The following is a 13,550-nucleotide window of genomic DNA, read 5'->3' as shown; positions in this document are numbered from 1 at the left end:
GATGCCGAGAGCCAACCGTCCGAAGCATGGAAAAAGAAATTCTTGAACACGGGTTCAGTTTTAACCGAAGACGTTTTTTGTCCGGCATGAGCCTCGGACTGGGAAGTGTGGCACTCGGCTCGCTGCTCATGCCTGATCTGCTGAAAGGCGGAAACAGGGAGGAAGAGGGACTCACGCCCGGCATTCCGCATTTCGCCCCGAAAGCAAAACGGGTCATTTACATGTTCCAGAACGGCGCGCCTTCGCAGCAGGAACTGTTTGACTACAAGCCCAAACTGCGCGAAATGTTTGGCAAGGAAATTCCGCCTTCGGTACGCGGCATGCAGCGGCTTACCGGTATGACGGCCAATCAGGCATCATTTCCGCTGGTGGGATCGTTCGTGGATTTTGCGCAATACGGCGATTCTCGGGCTTGGGTAAGTAATCTGATGCCTTATACGGCCAAAATCGTTAATGACCTTTGCTTTGTAAAATCCATGTATACGGAAGCCATTAACCATGATCCGGCGTTGACTTTCTTACAAACGGGTTCACAGCAGGGAAACCGGCCGAGCATGGGTTCATGGCTGAGTTACGGGCTGGGAAATGAAAATAAAAACCTTCCGAATTTCACCGTACTGCTTTCGCGCGGCGTAGGAAACGGACAGGGCGTTTATTCCAAATTGTGGTCCAACGGCTTTCTGGATTCGGTTCATCAGGGCGTTCAGTTCAGCAAAGGAGAAGACCCGGTGTTGTACCTCCGCGATCCCGACGGCATGAACCGGCAGGACCGTCGCGACATGCTCGACAATCTGGCGCAGCTCAATGATCTTTCCTATCAGGAATTTGGTGATCCGGAAATTGCAGCAAAAATAAAGCAGTACGAAATGGCATACCGCATGCAGACTGCCGTTCCGGAAGTTATGGATTTGTCCCGCGAATCAGATGATATTGTTAAACTATACGGACCGGAATGTCTTGTTCCGGGGACTTATGCCGCCAATTGCCTGCTTGCACGCAAGCTTTCCGAAAACGGCGTCCGTTTTGTACAGCTGTATCATCAGGGCTGGGACCAGCACGGAAACCTTCCATTTGAAATAACCAAACAGGCCATGGATGTGGATCAGGCTTCGGCAGCATTGGTTACAGATCTGAAACAAAGAGGCTTGCTCGATGAAACACTTGTGATCTGGGGCGGGGAATTTGGCCGTACAAGCTACACGCAAGGCAAGCTGGCAGCAGATAATTACGGTCGGGATCATCATCCGCGCTGTTTTACGATCTGGATGGCAGGCGGCGGCATCAAACCGGGTATGGTGTACGGAGAAACGGATGAACTTGGCTACAACATCATAAAAGATCCGGTGCATGTGCATGACTTTCAGGCAACTATTTTACACCAGCTTGGGCTTGACCATGAAAAACTGGTTTTCAGGCATCTTGGCAGAAGGTACCGGCTGACCGATGTTTCAGGCAAAGTTATCAAAGATATTATCAGCTAATAAAGGATTTAAATGCATTCGAAATTCAGGACTTTTGCCGGACAGCTTCTGATCGCCGCCAATATCTTCATTCTGTTTCTGCTTTTTTTTGAAAATAAACTGGTGATTCCGGCATGGCTTCAGACCATCGGACGCATGCATCCGCTGATCCTGCATTTCCCGATTGTCATCCTTTTGCTGGCCATGCTGCTGGAATATTTCAGCTTTCGTCCGGAATATGCCAAAAATCAGTTTTACCGCAATTTCCTTCATAATCTGCTGCTTGCGGGATCGCTGCTGGCTGCCGTCACGGTTATTATGGGGTTATTCCTTTCCAGGGAAGAAGGGTATGAAGGTGAAATACTGAATTATCATAAATGGACCGGAGCCGGCATTTTTTTCTTTGCATCATTTATTTACTTCATTCGGAGTTCGACCTGGTATAAAGCGCCGGTTGCAAAAGCCGGCTCGCTGCTGACCGTTGCGGCACTGGTTGTAACCGGACATTACGGCGCCGCATTGACGCACGGCATGAACTTTATCTGGGAACCGATTGAAGCCCGGAAGGAAGCAGCAAGTATTGCTCCGGAACAAGCCGTTGTGTTTACGCATGTGGTGCAGCCGATTCTGGAACAAAAATGTACAAGTTGCCACAATGCGGACAAAATGAAAGGGCAGCTCAGCCTTACAGACGCGCAATCGCTTCTGAAAGGCGGTAAATCAGGAAAGGTACTGGTTCCCGGAAATCCTGAAATCAGTTTGCTGCTGGAACGTATCCATATGCCGACGGAAGAAAAAAAACACATGCCGCCGTCCGGAAAACCGCAGCTTACGCCACAGGAAACGGCAATTCTTCATTTATGGATTAAAGATCAGGCAAAATTTGATAAAAAACTGGCGTCATACCCGAGCGGAGATTCACTGCAGATTTTAGCAGCAGCTTATCTGAAGCCTGCATCCCGGGAAACTGAATTTGATTTTCCGTCCGCCGATGAAGCTGAAATTACAGCGCTCAATTCAGATTACCGTACGATTGTGCCGCTGGCCAAAAATTCTCCTGCGCTGGCCGTCAACATTTACAACCGGGCAACCTATACTTCAAAGCAATTGAATGAACTTGACGGGATCAGAAAACAGGTGATTGCATTGAACCTGAACAAAATGCCTGTAAATGATGCGGACCTTGAAATCATCGGAAAGTTTGAAAACCTGCAAAAACTGAACTTGAACTTTACCGAAATTTCAGCTGGCGGACTGAAAGCGTTGACCGGATTGAAAAACCTTTCGAGCCTGGCAATTTCCGGAACGAAGATCAAATACAGTGAACTCAGCGCATTGCTGCCGGCATTCAAAAACCTGAAATCAGTTTCCGTCTGGAACACGCCGTTATCAGAACCGGAAATTGTACAGCTTCAGAAAGCTAACGGCAGTATGGCCATTATCGGCGGTTTTAAAGATGACGGAAAGAATATGCTCCGGCTCAATCCGCCGCAGATGAAAAATAGTTCGCCCGTATTTGCCGGAACGATGGCTTTGCAGCTGAAACATCCGATAAACGGTGTGGAAATCCGTTATACAATGGATGGCAGCGAACCCGACAGTGTGAAATCACCATTGGCAAACGATAAATTGCTGCTTGCGAAAAGTGAAAATATAAAGGCAAAAGCATTTAAAAACGGTTGGTACGGAAGTGAAACGGTGCAATTTGAAGTGTACAAATGCAGTTTCCAGCCCGACAGCGTGCATTTGCTTGCCCCGCTGAACCGCGTGCATCAGGCAACGGGTGCCAAAACCTTTTTTGACCAGAAACTGGGCGTTATCGGTGCCAATAATCCAGCCTGGGCAAATAACTGGGCCGGCGTAAAGGATAATGACATGGTCCTTGTTTCGGAATTCAAAAAACCTGCGCTGATTTCCTCAGTCGGTATTCACTATATGATTGAAGAAGATACCGGCATTTTTCCTCCTGAAATCGTGGAAGTCTGGGGTGGAAAAGATGCGGAAAGCATGAAGTTGCTGTCAAAATTCAAAACGGAAATGCCTGCAAAAGGCGACAAACCTTCGTTGAAAACGATGGAAGGCAAGTTCAAACCGCAAACCGTTTCCTGTCTGAAAATAGTCGCAAAGCCGCTGAATAAAATTCCGGAATGGCATAAAAGCAAAGGCAATAAAGCATTGTTGCTTGTAGATGAAATGTTCCTGAATTAAAAGCTGAAACTTACGCTTTCTGAATGCGGCGCCACATTTCGGCACATGCGCGGGCGTTGTGGTACGGACATTTCCAGGCATTTATTTTGTCGCCTTTGATCTGCGTTCCGTCTGCTTTTACCGTTCCGAACCATTCGCCTTTGTCTTTATCGACGAATTTGGTAACGATGTAATCCCAGCTTCGCTGCGCTTTCACCTTGTACTGTTCCTCTTTTGTCAGCTGAAAAGCATTGTAAAACCCGACCATTTGCTCCGCAGCAACCCACCAGCTTCTGTCGGTTTGCAAATGCTTTGTTTCGGGATCGTATTCATAGTTCAGCGCACCGTCCGGGCTCAGGCCTTTGCTGGCGGCAACAGCCATTTCGATGGATTTCTCCTTTACTTTTTCGATCAGCTTTTCATCGTGCAGCACTTCTGCGGTTTCAAAAAGCAGCCATGAAGCTTCAATATCATGTCCGTAGGAAACAATGTTGTCCTTGGCTTTCCATTTTTCGTCAAAAAACAGCTGCATACTGTCTGTTTCCGCATTTACAATGTGCGTTAAAATAGCTTCCAGCATGTCTGCAGTCTGCTTTTTCAGCTTTTCGTCCGGCCATACGGTGTACAGATTTGTATAAGCTTCCACCAGATGCAGATGCGTGTTCATGCTTTTGATCCAAGGCTTTTTGCTCAGGATGTAATCATCCGTTTCCGACCAGTCGCGGGAAAATGCTTCGCGATAACCGCCGTTTACGGAATCAAATGCATGTTTTTCAATGATGTTGAAAAGTTCTTTTGCCTTTTCCAGTGCCGGCGCATAATGCGTTACACGATAATATTCACTAAGGCCGTACATGGCAAATGCATTGCCGTAAATCTGCTTTTTTGTTTCCAGCGGCGAGCCGTCTGCCTTAACAGTCCAGTAAACGCCGCCATGTTCCGCATCAAAGAAATACTTTACAAGCTGCTGATATGCCCGGTCGGCAAGCGTGAGGTATTTCGGATCTTTGAAAAGGCGGTGAGCCAGCGAAAATGTCCATAATATCCTGCCCGTCAGTACAACTGAACGCGCAGCATCTTTAACCGGTTTGTTTTCATAAGTAACCTGGCCGTAAAATCCTCCTTTTTCAGGATCCGGCCCGTATTTCTCCCAGTAATCAAGGATATTCAAAAGCTCTTTCTTAAACGCTTCCGCAGTAAATGCAGCCATAATCGGGTTTGTTTCTAGGAAAAAGCAACTTTAAACAATTTCATACTTATGCCCGAATCAAACCTCATTTCCCGCCATTCCAAGTGGACGGCCGAACAAAAGAAAACCAGCAACGATTTAAAAAATGACGATCGATAACAAAGGATAAAAATCAATGACAAAAATGACAATCAATGACTAAAATTGGCAAAGAATGACAACCGGCAACCACCCATGGCAATCAATGACAAAGAATGACAATCAGTAACAAAGAATAGCTTCTGCGCTTTTAAAAAAACATCCTGCACATAAAAAAAGCCCGACCGTCAAAAACGATCAGGCTCATGTAAGTGCTACGTTTTGGTTTAGTCACCCTGATTTTCTTCCAGGTTTTCGTGATTGTCACCGCCGAGGCTGTAATAATTGTTTTCCTCATCCTCTTTCCCGATCATTTCATCGTAATCATCATCTTCCGAGCCGGGAACATCAAGGTCATCGCCGGTAAGATCATCGGCAAACGTTTTTTCATTCCAATCGTCCGCGTCCATTTCAACTTCACGTTTCAATCTGGTAACATCTTCGGGGTCAATATCATCGACGATCAGCCCCTGACGGAAAACATCTTCTTCAGGCGGATAATTTCCAGGCAGGTCGTCATCGTATAAATCGTTATCATCATCTAGCGGACTCATAGTATTAAAGGTTTTTGGTGTAATAAATTTTCAGATCCTTCCGATCTTGCTATTAACGAAAGCGGATAAAAAGATCATTCCAGCCCGGATTATTCAGGAAATTCAGCTTGCGGACCAAGTAATAAATGAACCTCTGCATCCTTTTCACGCAGAACAACATGGTTATTGATCTCTGAAAAACAACTTCACAATTATTTTCTTACATGCAAAGTAAATTAACAAAGGCTGCGGGCGTACTGGCAGTTCTAACCGTAACATCAGGCTTGTTTGCTTACAAAGCCCAGTTTCCTGACCATACAAGAAAAACGTACATTGAGGCAAAAGACCTGAAACTGCCCGCGGGTTTTTCGGCAAAAATCCTGGCGTCCGATCTGGGCGCAACAAGGCATATGGTTATTGGCAAAAACGGCGATATGTACGTAAAATTATCCAAGCTGAAAGATGGCAAAGGAACGTATCTGCTGCGCGATACCAATCATGACGGCACGATTGACGAACAGAAACTTTTCGGGGATTTTGCAGGAACCGGCATCGCGATCCGGAATGGTTACTTGTACAGTTCGTCCAACAAAGGTGTTTACCGCTACAAACTGAATGAAAAGGAAGAAATCATTGATTTTGAAAATCCGGAAAAAATCGTAGACGGCCTTGTGGATCACGGGCGTGACAATGCCAAGCCGCTTGCACTGGACAAAAACGGCAATCTGTACGTTACGGTCGGTTCTTACAGCGATAACTGCAGACAGCCAAATTCAGGAAAAGGCATGTCGCCGTGTACAATTCTGGATTCTGCCGGCGGGATATGGAAATTCAAAGCCGACAAACTGAACCAGACTTTTGCGGACGGCGTACGGTATGCAACCGGTTTGAAAAATGCAGTCGGAATAGACTGGGACAACAAAACCGATGCATTGTATGCAACTGTTCACGGAAGAGGGAAATTCGATGATTTCTACCCGCAATATTACACGCCGAAACAAAGCGCTGAACTTCCTGCCGAAACGCTTTACCGTCTGAAAGAAGGCGACGATGCCGGCTGGCCGTACATATATTACGATCATATCCAGAACAAGAAAATCATGGCGCCTGAGTACGGCGGTGACGGAAAAAAGGCAGCCGGCGAAAAGGCAATCAATCCGGTTGCTGCATTTCCGGCGCATCTAGGCCCGAACGCGCTGCTGTTTTACACCGGAAACCGATTTCCGGCACGTTATAAAAACGGCGCTTTCATTGCTTTTCACAGCCAGTCGGCCGAACTGAAAAAAGGTTATATGGTCGCGTTTGTGCCTTTTGTAAATGGAAAAGCAGGCAAATGGGAAATCTTTGCGGACAACTTTGCAGGCATTGATCTTGCAAAACCATCCGGTCCTGTAGAACACAGACCTTGCGGACTGGCACAAGGCCCGGACGGTGCATTATACGTGACCGACGATCTGAACGGTACGATATTTAAAATCGATTACAGCAAAAAATAATTCAAAGGCTCATTCCGCCGTCTACATAAATGTTTTGCCCGGTTATAAACCTTCCTGCTTCCGAGCAGAGCAAAACAGCCATAGCAGCACAATCTTCCGGCGCACCGATTTGTCCGGAAGGCGTCATAAGCCGGTTATTAATGCGTTCTTCCGGTTCCGGGACATCCTCTTCCAAACGGGGTGTCCCGATCACGCCGGGGGCAAGGTTGTTCACTGTCACACCTTTATCGGCCAGCTGCATGGCAATGTTCTGTACAAGATTGAGCATCGCCGATTTCGTTGCTGCATAAACGGCCATAGACGGATGCGGTTTCACCTGCTGAACACTTCCCAGCGTCACGATTCTTCCCCAGCCGTTGGAAACCATTTCAGGGGCAAAGCGCTGCATAAGCAGCAAAGATGATTTGAAGTTGGCATTCAGCTGATCGTCCATATCTTCCACTGTTATTTCGGTCCATATTTTCGGGATTTGCACGGATGCATTCAGGATCAGGATATCCAGTTTGTCTGTAAATGATTTTACTTCGTCGTAAATTTCTGAAACAGCATCCGTTCTGGTAAGATCGCCTTGCACAACAAAGCAGCGGACGCCAAAGGCCTTGATTTTGGAAGCTGTTTCTTCCGCTTCGGATTTGTCTTTTCTGCAATGAAGGATAATATTAGCTCCGGCTTCTGCAAAAGCAAGTGCGATTCCCTCGCCGATTCCCTGGCTTGAACCGGTAACAAGTGCTGTTTTACCGGATAAACTGAATTTTTCTGAAAGCATATTGTAAAAGGATTTTTGCTTTGCCAGACACTAATTTCATGCCATAAGCAGCTTAATACTCTCTTTTGAACACGTATGTGCCGCCCGCCTGCTTTAATACAAACTCGCTTTTTGCGGTAAAAAACTCCATTTCAATGCCTGCTTTATCGAACCGGAAAACGTCCGGTTTTACTGCATCCAGTTTAAGCAACGGCTGGCCGGTTGCCTTGGCCGTCAGGATATTGCCTTCCTTTGCGACCGTGATCATAAACGGCAATTGCGGACAGGAATAAGTCCCGAGATACGGATTGAGCGCTTCCGGTTTGAGGCTGATGGTTTTGAATTCGGGAAGTGAAAACGGTCTTTTATAATACGTACCGAGCATGGCGATCAGGATGTCGTTCATGGCGTATGATAATCCGTTGCTGCATATGGCAACGGCTAGGCTGTCGTCCGGAAAATAGTAAAGGCTGGAAGCAAATTCATCGATTTTGCCGTTGTGCCCGTATCCTTTTCTGTATTCAAACGGAACCTGAAAAAGCCCCATTCCATAACCGTCCGTAATGGTTTTCATTTGATTAAGGCTTGCTTCTGAAATCAGTTTTCCTGAAAAAAGTGCGGTAATGAATTTGTTAAGTTCAGTAGGCGTGGACACAAGTGCGCCTGCGCCGGCCGGAATGCTCATGTCCGACTCAGGCATCTGCGTCCATTTTCCATTGAAAGTATACGAGTAGCTTTCATGCTTTGCAGGATTGATTTTTCCACCATAGTACGTTTCTTTCAACTGAATTTTGTCTAAAATCCGGCTTTTCAGGTTCTCGGCATACGATTTTCCGGTTATTTTTTCGATTATATAACCGAGCAGGACGTAATTGGAATTGCTGTAAGATGCTTTTTGTCCGGGGCTGAAATCTGATTTTCCGGCGGCAATAATCGCCACCATTTCCTGCTGTGTTTTGGCTTGCGTCATGTAATCCTCGAAACCGGCTTCATCGGTAAAGTTGTGGATTCCGCTTCGGTGATTCAGCAGGTTTTCAATGGTTATCTGTCCGGAATTGGGAATGGTCGGGAAGTAGGTTTCCAGCGTTGCATCCAGTTTGAGTTTCTTTTCTTCAACCAGCTGAAAAATCATTGTTGCCGTAAACATCTTGGTTATGGAACCGATGCGGTAAAGCGTATGGACTGTCGCGGGTATCTTTTCTTTGCTGCTGATCGAGGCGTAGCCTGTTGCTTTTGAATAAAGAACATTCCCGTTTTTACTGATCGCCACGCTGACCATAGCCTTGTTGTTTGTTTCCAGAAGATCCAGCAAGCTGTCGAGTTTGTCTGAATCCAGACTTTGGGTACAGCCTTTTAAAGAAAACAATAAACAAAGGATCAGGCTGAGCAAAACGGTTTTTCTCATAATGATGGCGGTTGGATGCTGGCTATTGGCGGTTAGCTATTGGCTATTGGCTTTTAGGGGTTAGCCGTTTGCGATTTGCTGGTGGTTTAAACTTTAATCCATGATAAAGCTAAAAGCTAAATTGTGAAAAGCCAAAGCTGAAAAAATGATTAAAGTAGTTAGTGGCGGTTGGATTCTGGCTATTAGCTGTTAGCTGCTGGCTATTAGCGGTTAATGATTGAACGCTTACAATGTGACATTTTGCTGCTAGTTTAAACCGTAATATATCAAAAACCCAAAGCTAAAAGCTAATAGCCAAAAAAACCGGCAAAGCCCAAAAAATGCCTGCCGGTTGAAATGCTTTTTATTTGTTAATCAGAAATCAGTGTCCGGGCTGACAAGCTCCATTTCCTTGATCCAGATATTTCTGAAATACACGTCGTGACCTTCGGACTGTAATTTCAAACCTCCGGGTGTGTCCGTAATGCCTTTGCCACCATCGTTGCCGCCGTCAATTCCGGAATTCGGCCCGCCCCATACCTGACTGATTTTCTGGTTGGTATGCACCTTTTTTCCATTGAAATACAAAGTAACCGTAGGCTGTTCCGTCAGTTTGCCGTCTTTGAACCGCGCCGCACGGAAAAGAATATCGTATGCATTCCATTTTCCAACGCCGTTGTAAGCATAATAGGGCGATTTGGATTCGTTGATGACGGCTGCCATGCCGTGTGAAGTGGAATCGCCGTCCAGTACCTGAATTTCATACCTGTTCTGAAGATAAACGCCGCTATTGCCGCCGGGCTTGGTAATCAGGAATTCCACATGCGCACGAAAATCTTTAAACTGTTTTTTGGTTACAATATCAGCCGAGCCGTACAAGCCGCCCTGTGATGCCGGATCGTTGCAGTTGATAACCGTTCCTTTATCCACAGGATCATTTACAACCGTCCATTTGATCGGCGGCTTGGCTGCGAGTCTTGGCCCGTTCCAGTAAATCCACTTTTCGTCGAGCATTTTACGGCTGCCGTCCATATATACTTCTGCACCTTTCGGTGGTTTTGTTCCCACACCGACCTGAGCATGAGCCGCAGAAACAACTGCAACCGCAAGCATGGTCTGGAAAAATATTACGGTCTTTTTGTTGAAAAAAATAGTCATTCTGAAATATTGATTATTGGATGTTACAAAGATCTGTTGCTGACGGGTATAAGACAAAGTCAATTTATAAATACTCAATCGCCGCAATTTATTGCAAAAGCTCCTCATTCTCGGGTCGGAATTTCCGTAAATGGTGATGTGGAACTTAAGCCACACGGATTTTGGCCCAAATAAAGCGGTTTGAAAGTCCGTTTGCCGGGAACACTTTTATATATACTTAAATCCTGAATAAACATATCCTGAACTATCGCCCGAACCGCTATGAATACTATACTTAACAAAAAAAGCATCAACACAATCACCGGTGTTTTTTCCACGATCCAAGACGCAGATAATGCATATCATGCTTTACTGGAATTTGGTTACAAACCATACGAAATCACCCTCATCATGTCAGAAGAAACGCATCAGAAGCTTTTTACTCAGCATGATATAGATTTTTACCTGAACAGCAATTCGTTCAGAGAAAACGGCAGGGAACCGGAAGTTTCCAGTATTTCCGATGCACTGGATGTGTTCGGAAGGTTCGTTGCCATTCCCGGACTTTCGCTGGTTGTAGCCGGCAATTTTACCGACGGCGGTTTCCGGGCGCTTTCCGGCTCGGTCATGTCGGATGAATATGCGGCCTATTTTCAGAGTCGTATCAAGGAAGGTGAAATCCTGATTGATTTCAACCTGCATACGGTGAGCGAAAGAAATTACATCATCAATCTTTGGGAATATTACGGCGGATTTCCGCTTGTGAGAAAAATCAGTCACGCTGCATAAAAATACAGACAGCCAGCAAAGGCAACTTGTGCCGGCTGTTATTTTAACTGCTCCTCAAACAATTTCAGAATCCGTTTGTATTCATCCGTCCACGAAGAGGCTTCTGTAAATGCATGATCTTCCATCGGGTAGGAGGCAAGTTCCCAATTCTCTTTCCCCAGCTCAATCAGCCTTTGCGACAATCGCACCACATCCTGATAATGCACGTTCACATCAAGCATACCGTGACAGATCAGCAAATGACTTTTTAGACCGGCTGCATGGTAAACCGGAGAACTTCTTCTGTAAGCCAGACTGTCTGTTTGCGGCAGGTTCAGGATATTGGAAGTGTACCCGTGATTATAAGCGGACCAGTCTGTTACAGGCCGCAAAGCGGCGCCGGCTTTGAAAACATCCGGCGTTGTAAACAAGGCCATTAGTGTGATGAACCCGCCGTAAGAGCCGCCGTAAATTCCTATTTTTTCAAGATTGATTTTGTAATTGCTGATCAGCCATTTGGCGCCGTCCGTATGGTCCGTCAGATCTTTTCCGCCCATATGCCTGTAAATTCCCGTACGCCAGTCGCGCCCGTAGCCGGAACTTGCCCGGTAATCCATATCCAGTACGGTGTAACCCAGATCGGTAAGCAGGTTATTGAACATGTATTCGCGGAAGTACTGGCTCCACCAATGGTGCGCATTCTGGAGATAGCCCGCACCGTGGACAAAAATCACTGCTTTCCCGTTGGACTTCACCGGTTCGTAAATTCTTGCATAAACTTCTTTTTCATCACCGGTTTTAAAAGTTACAATCTTTGCCTTCCGCCATGCATAGGAATTGAACTCTGCTGAAGTGGAACGTGTAATTAGTTCCGGTTTGATGATTTCGTCCGACTTTGGATTATTCATAATATACAGTTCCCATGGCGTATTGCTGTTGGAGTAACGCAGTGCGATCTTACTTTCATCCGGTGACAAGGTTACTTCATGCGCACCGGGATTGTGCGTGAGGCGGATGCGATTTCCGCCTTTGGCCGACATCCGGTATACATGCTGCTCGCCGGGATGTACCTCATTGGTTATCAGGTAAAATTGCTTTTTACTGGCAGAAAGAATCACATTCTGCACTTCAAACTTTCCGGCAGTTAATGCTGATTTTACACCCGTAAGTACATCTACTGCATACAGGTGCGAATAGCCTGTTTCTTCACTCTGAAAATAAAAAGTACGGTTGTCGAGCCAGCCGGAAACGCCTGCGCTCATCGGATAATTTCCGATTCCCGGTCCGCCGATCCATGCTTCATCGCGTTGCCTGTCCAGCAATTTCAGCGAAAGCGAATCCGGATCAAAAGCCATAATCCATCGGTCTTTGTTGTCCGTGGAGCGGATAATCACGACGGCTTGCTGCCCGTTTTCAGACCAGTACGGACCGTGAAAAATAACTTTTCTGTCCATTTGTACGGTATCCCTATTCGGATAATCTTTAAGAAAGTCCGGTTTATCGCGGATGCCCGGGATGTCTTTTGCACTTACCATCCGGGCCGTGTCTTTTTTTGCATCATAAACCCAGAATTCATAGTCGGAAGTCGGTGCCCCGACTTTTGTCCTGCCCGGAATATCCTCCGTAAAGCCTGATTCGGTGACGTACTCCGGAATGTTTGTGGTTTTGGCAGATTTATCCGGTTTGGTCAGACGATACGTTACAAAGTGATTGTCCGGGCTAGCCTGCTGATTGGAAACGGCTTTTTCTCCTAAATAAATTTCCTTTGGATACGCGGGTTTTTCTGCTTCCGAAATTTTTTTGCCTGCCTCTTTTTTGCTTTTTCTTTCCTGTAAAACCTTGAAAAGCGCCAGTTGCTCGGCTTCCAGGAATTTCTCAGACTCGTCCGGTTTGGGTTCGGACTTTTTATTGCCGGTTTTGAAATCCGTCAGCTGCGACAGAAGTCCGGACGAGAGCGAAATGCTGAAAAGATTGTTGCCTCGTTTGAAAATCACACTTTTTTCATCGCCGCTGAATTCAGGGTCCTGTTCTTTTTCGACTGTGTTTGTAAGCTGCCGAATGCTGAAATCCTTATAGCTGATCAGAAAAATATCGTCCTTTTTTTCATACAGTCTTGCGGTATGAAGCCGGTTGTAAACGCCGTTTTTTCCGGGCATTCTTTTGCGTTCTTCTAGCGTGACTTTACTGATTTTTTTAGTGCCAAGCGAATAGTTATATAAGGAATCGCCCGGATTTTTATCCGGGTTCCATTCAAAATAAACCGAAGCCGAATTGTCCGCCCAGGTTATGTCCGAGGGCGACGTTCCGATCCACATTTTGGGATCTCTCATGATTTTTTCAACAGTAAGCGGAGCAAGAGACTGTGCGGAAAGCGAGGCATTTGTAAATAACAGGAACAGGAAAAAAGGGAAGCGGTAATTCATGCAGTTTCAAGGATTTTATACATGCAAAGTGGTTCGCAAAAAGATAAAAAATGCGGTTTAGTGAACGGAAAGTCTCGTTTTTAAATATTT

At 46.0% G+C, this 13,550-nt stretch carries 10 protein-coding genes; 4 read left to right on the top strand and 6 right to left on the bottom strand.

From position 1 onward, the window contains the following. Positions 1 to 26 precede the first annotated feature (26 nt). Entirely contained in the window at positions 27 to 1,481 is a 1,455-nt protein-coding gene (locus FEM55_RS06730) for a DUF1501 domain-containing protein (protein WP_138280510.1), read from the top strand. A gap of 12 nt (positions 1,482 to 1,493) precedes the next feature. Then, positions 1,494 to 3,668, top strand: a complete 2,175-nt coding sequence (locus tag FEM55_RS06725; RefSeq protein ID WP_138280509.1) for a c-type cytochrome domain-containing protein — start codon at positions 1,494 to 1,496, stop codon at positions 3,666 to 3,668. 10 nt (positions 3,669 to 3,678) lie between these two features. Here the strand turns inward: FEM55_RS06725 and FEM55_RS06720 are convergent, their stop codons facing one another. Together FEM55_RS06720 and FEM55_RS06715 are read right to left on the bottom strand one after the other, a co-directional pair. Then, positions 3,679 to 4,857 carry an AGE family epimerase/isomerase gene (locus tag FEM55_RS06720; protein ID WP_138280508.1) on the bottom strand — a complete coding sequence of 393 codons (1,179 nt, stop codon included), beginning with the start codon at positions 4,855 to 4,857 and terminating at the stop codon, positions 3,679 to 3,681. Positions 4,858 to 5,201: 344 nt separating this feature from the next. Beyond that, positions 5,202 to 5,528: a hypothetical protein gene (locus FEM55_RS06715; RefSeq protein WP_138280507.1), complete on the bottom strand. Its 327-nt coding sequence runs from the start codon at positions 5,526 to 5,528 to the stop codon at positions 5,202 to 5,204. Positions 5,529 to 5,731: 203 nt separating this feature from the next. On the opposite strand from FEM55_RS06715, the gene FEM55_RS06710 reads away from it, so the two are divergent. After that, complete coding sequence (locus FEM55_RS06710) at positions 5,732 to 7,003, top strand: PQQ-dependent sugar dehydrogenase (protein ID WP_138280506.1); 1,272 nt, start codon at positions 5,732 to 5,734, stop codon at positions 7,001 to 7,003. Between the two features lies 1 nt (position 7,004). Here the strand turns inward: FEM55_RS06710 and FEM55_RS06705 are convergent, their stop codons facing one another. The 3 genes from FEM55_RS06705 to FEM55_RS06695 all read right to left on the bottom strand — a co-directional run bounded on the left by FEM55_RS06705 (position 7,005) and on the right by FEM55_RS06695 (position 10,290). Continuing rightward, a complete protein-coding gene (locus FEM55_RS06705) occupies positions 7,005 to 7,769 on the bottom strand; it encodes an SDR family NAD(P)-dependent oxidoreductase (RefSeq protein WP_138280505.1) in 765 nt (254 codons plus the stop codon). Between the two features lie 52 nt (positions 7,770 to 7,821). Next, positions 7,822 to 9,153, bottom strand: coding sequence for a serine hydrolase domain-containing protein (locus FEM55_RS06700; protein WP_138280504.1), 1,332 nt, complete (start codon positions 9,151 to 9,153; stop codon positions 7,822 to 7,824). Positions 9,154 to 9,507: 354 nt separating this feature from the next. Beyond that, positions 9,508 to 10,290, bottom strand: coding sequence for a 3-keto-disaccharide hydrolase (locus FEM55_RS06695; RefSeq protein ID WP_138280503.1), 783 nt, complete (start codon positions 10,288 to 10,290; stop codon positions 9,508 to 9,510). Between the two features lie 261 nt (positions 10,291 to 10,551). Between FEM55_RS06695 and FEM55_RS06690 the strand changes: the two genes are divergently transcribed. Then, on the top strand, positions 10,552 to 11,058 hold the full coding sequence (locus tag FEM55_RS06690) for a hypothetical protein (protein WP_138280502.1): 507 nt from the start codon (positions 10,552 to 10,554) through the stop codon (positions 11,056 to 11,058). A 38-nt stretch (positions 11,059 to 11,096) separates the two neighbouring features. Here FEM55_RS06690 and FEM55_RS06685 read toward each other — a convergent pair whose 3' ends face one another. Further along, complete coding sequence (locus FEM55_RS06685; RefSeq protein WP_138280501.1) at positions 11,097 to 13,460, bottom strand: S9 family peptidase; 2,364 nt, start codon at positions 13,458 to 13,460, stop codon at positions 11,097 to 11,099. Positions 13,461 to 13,550 lie beyond the last annotated feature (90 nt).

Source organism: Dyadobacter sediminis (assembly GCF_005860765.1).
Classification (GTDB): domain Bacteria; phylum Bacteroidota; class Bacteroidia; order Cytophagales; family Spirosomataceae; genus Dyadobacter; species Dyadobacter sediminis.
The sequence above is the reverse complement of the archived record's forward strand: the minus strand, read 5'-3'. Positions and strand labels throughout refer to the sequence as shown.

Bases quoted from the DNA above. Each gene is read 5' to 3' on its own strand.
- FEM55_RS06730 (WP_138280510.1), top strand. From the start codon at position 27: ATGGAAAAAGAAATTCTTGAACACGGGTTCAGTTTTAACCGAAGACGT.
- FEM55_RS06725 (WP_138280509.1), top strand. From the start codon at position 1,494: ATGCATTCGAAATTCAGGACTTTTGCCGGACAGCTTCTGATCGCCGCC.
- FEM55_RS06720 (WP_138280508.1), bottom strand. From the start codon at position 4,857: ATGGCTGCATTTACTGCGGAAGCGTTTAAGAAAGAGCTTTTGAATATC.
- FEM55_RS06715 (WP_138280507.1), bottom strand. From the start codon at position 5,528: ATGAGTCCGCTAGATGATGATAACGATTTATACGATGACGACCTGCCT.
- FEM55_RS06710 (WP_138280506.1), top strand. From the start codon at position 5,732: ATGCAAAGTAAATTAACAAAGGCTGCGGGCGTACTGGCAGTTCTAACC.
- FEM55_RS06705 (WP_138280505.1), bottom strand. From the start codon at position 7,769: ATGCTTTCAGAAAAATTCAGTTTATCCGGTAAAACAGCACTTGTTACC.
- FEM55_RS06700 (WP_138280504.1), bottom strand. From the start codon at position 9,153: ATGAGAAAAACCGTTTTGCTCAGCCTGATCCTTTGTTTATTGTTTTCT.
- FEM55_RS06695 (WP_138280503.1), bottom strand. From the start codon at position 10,290: ATGACTATTTTTTTCAACAAAAAGACCGTAATATTTTTCCAGACCATG.
- FEM55_RS06690 (WP_138280502.1), top strand. From the start codon at position 10,552: ATGAATACTATACTTAACAAAAAAAGCATCAACACAATCACCGGTGTT.
- FEM55_RS06685 (WP_138280501.1), bottom strand. From the start codon at position 13,460: ATGAATTACCGCTTCCCTTTTTTCCTGTTCCTGTTATTTACAAATGCC.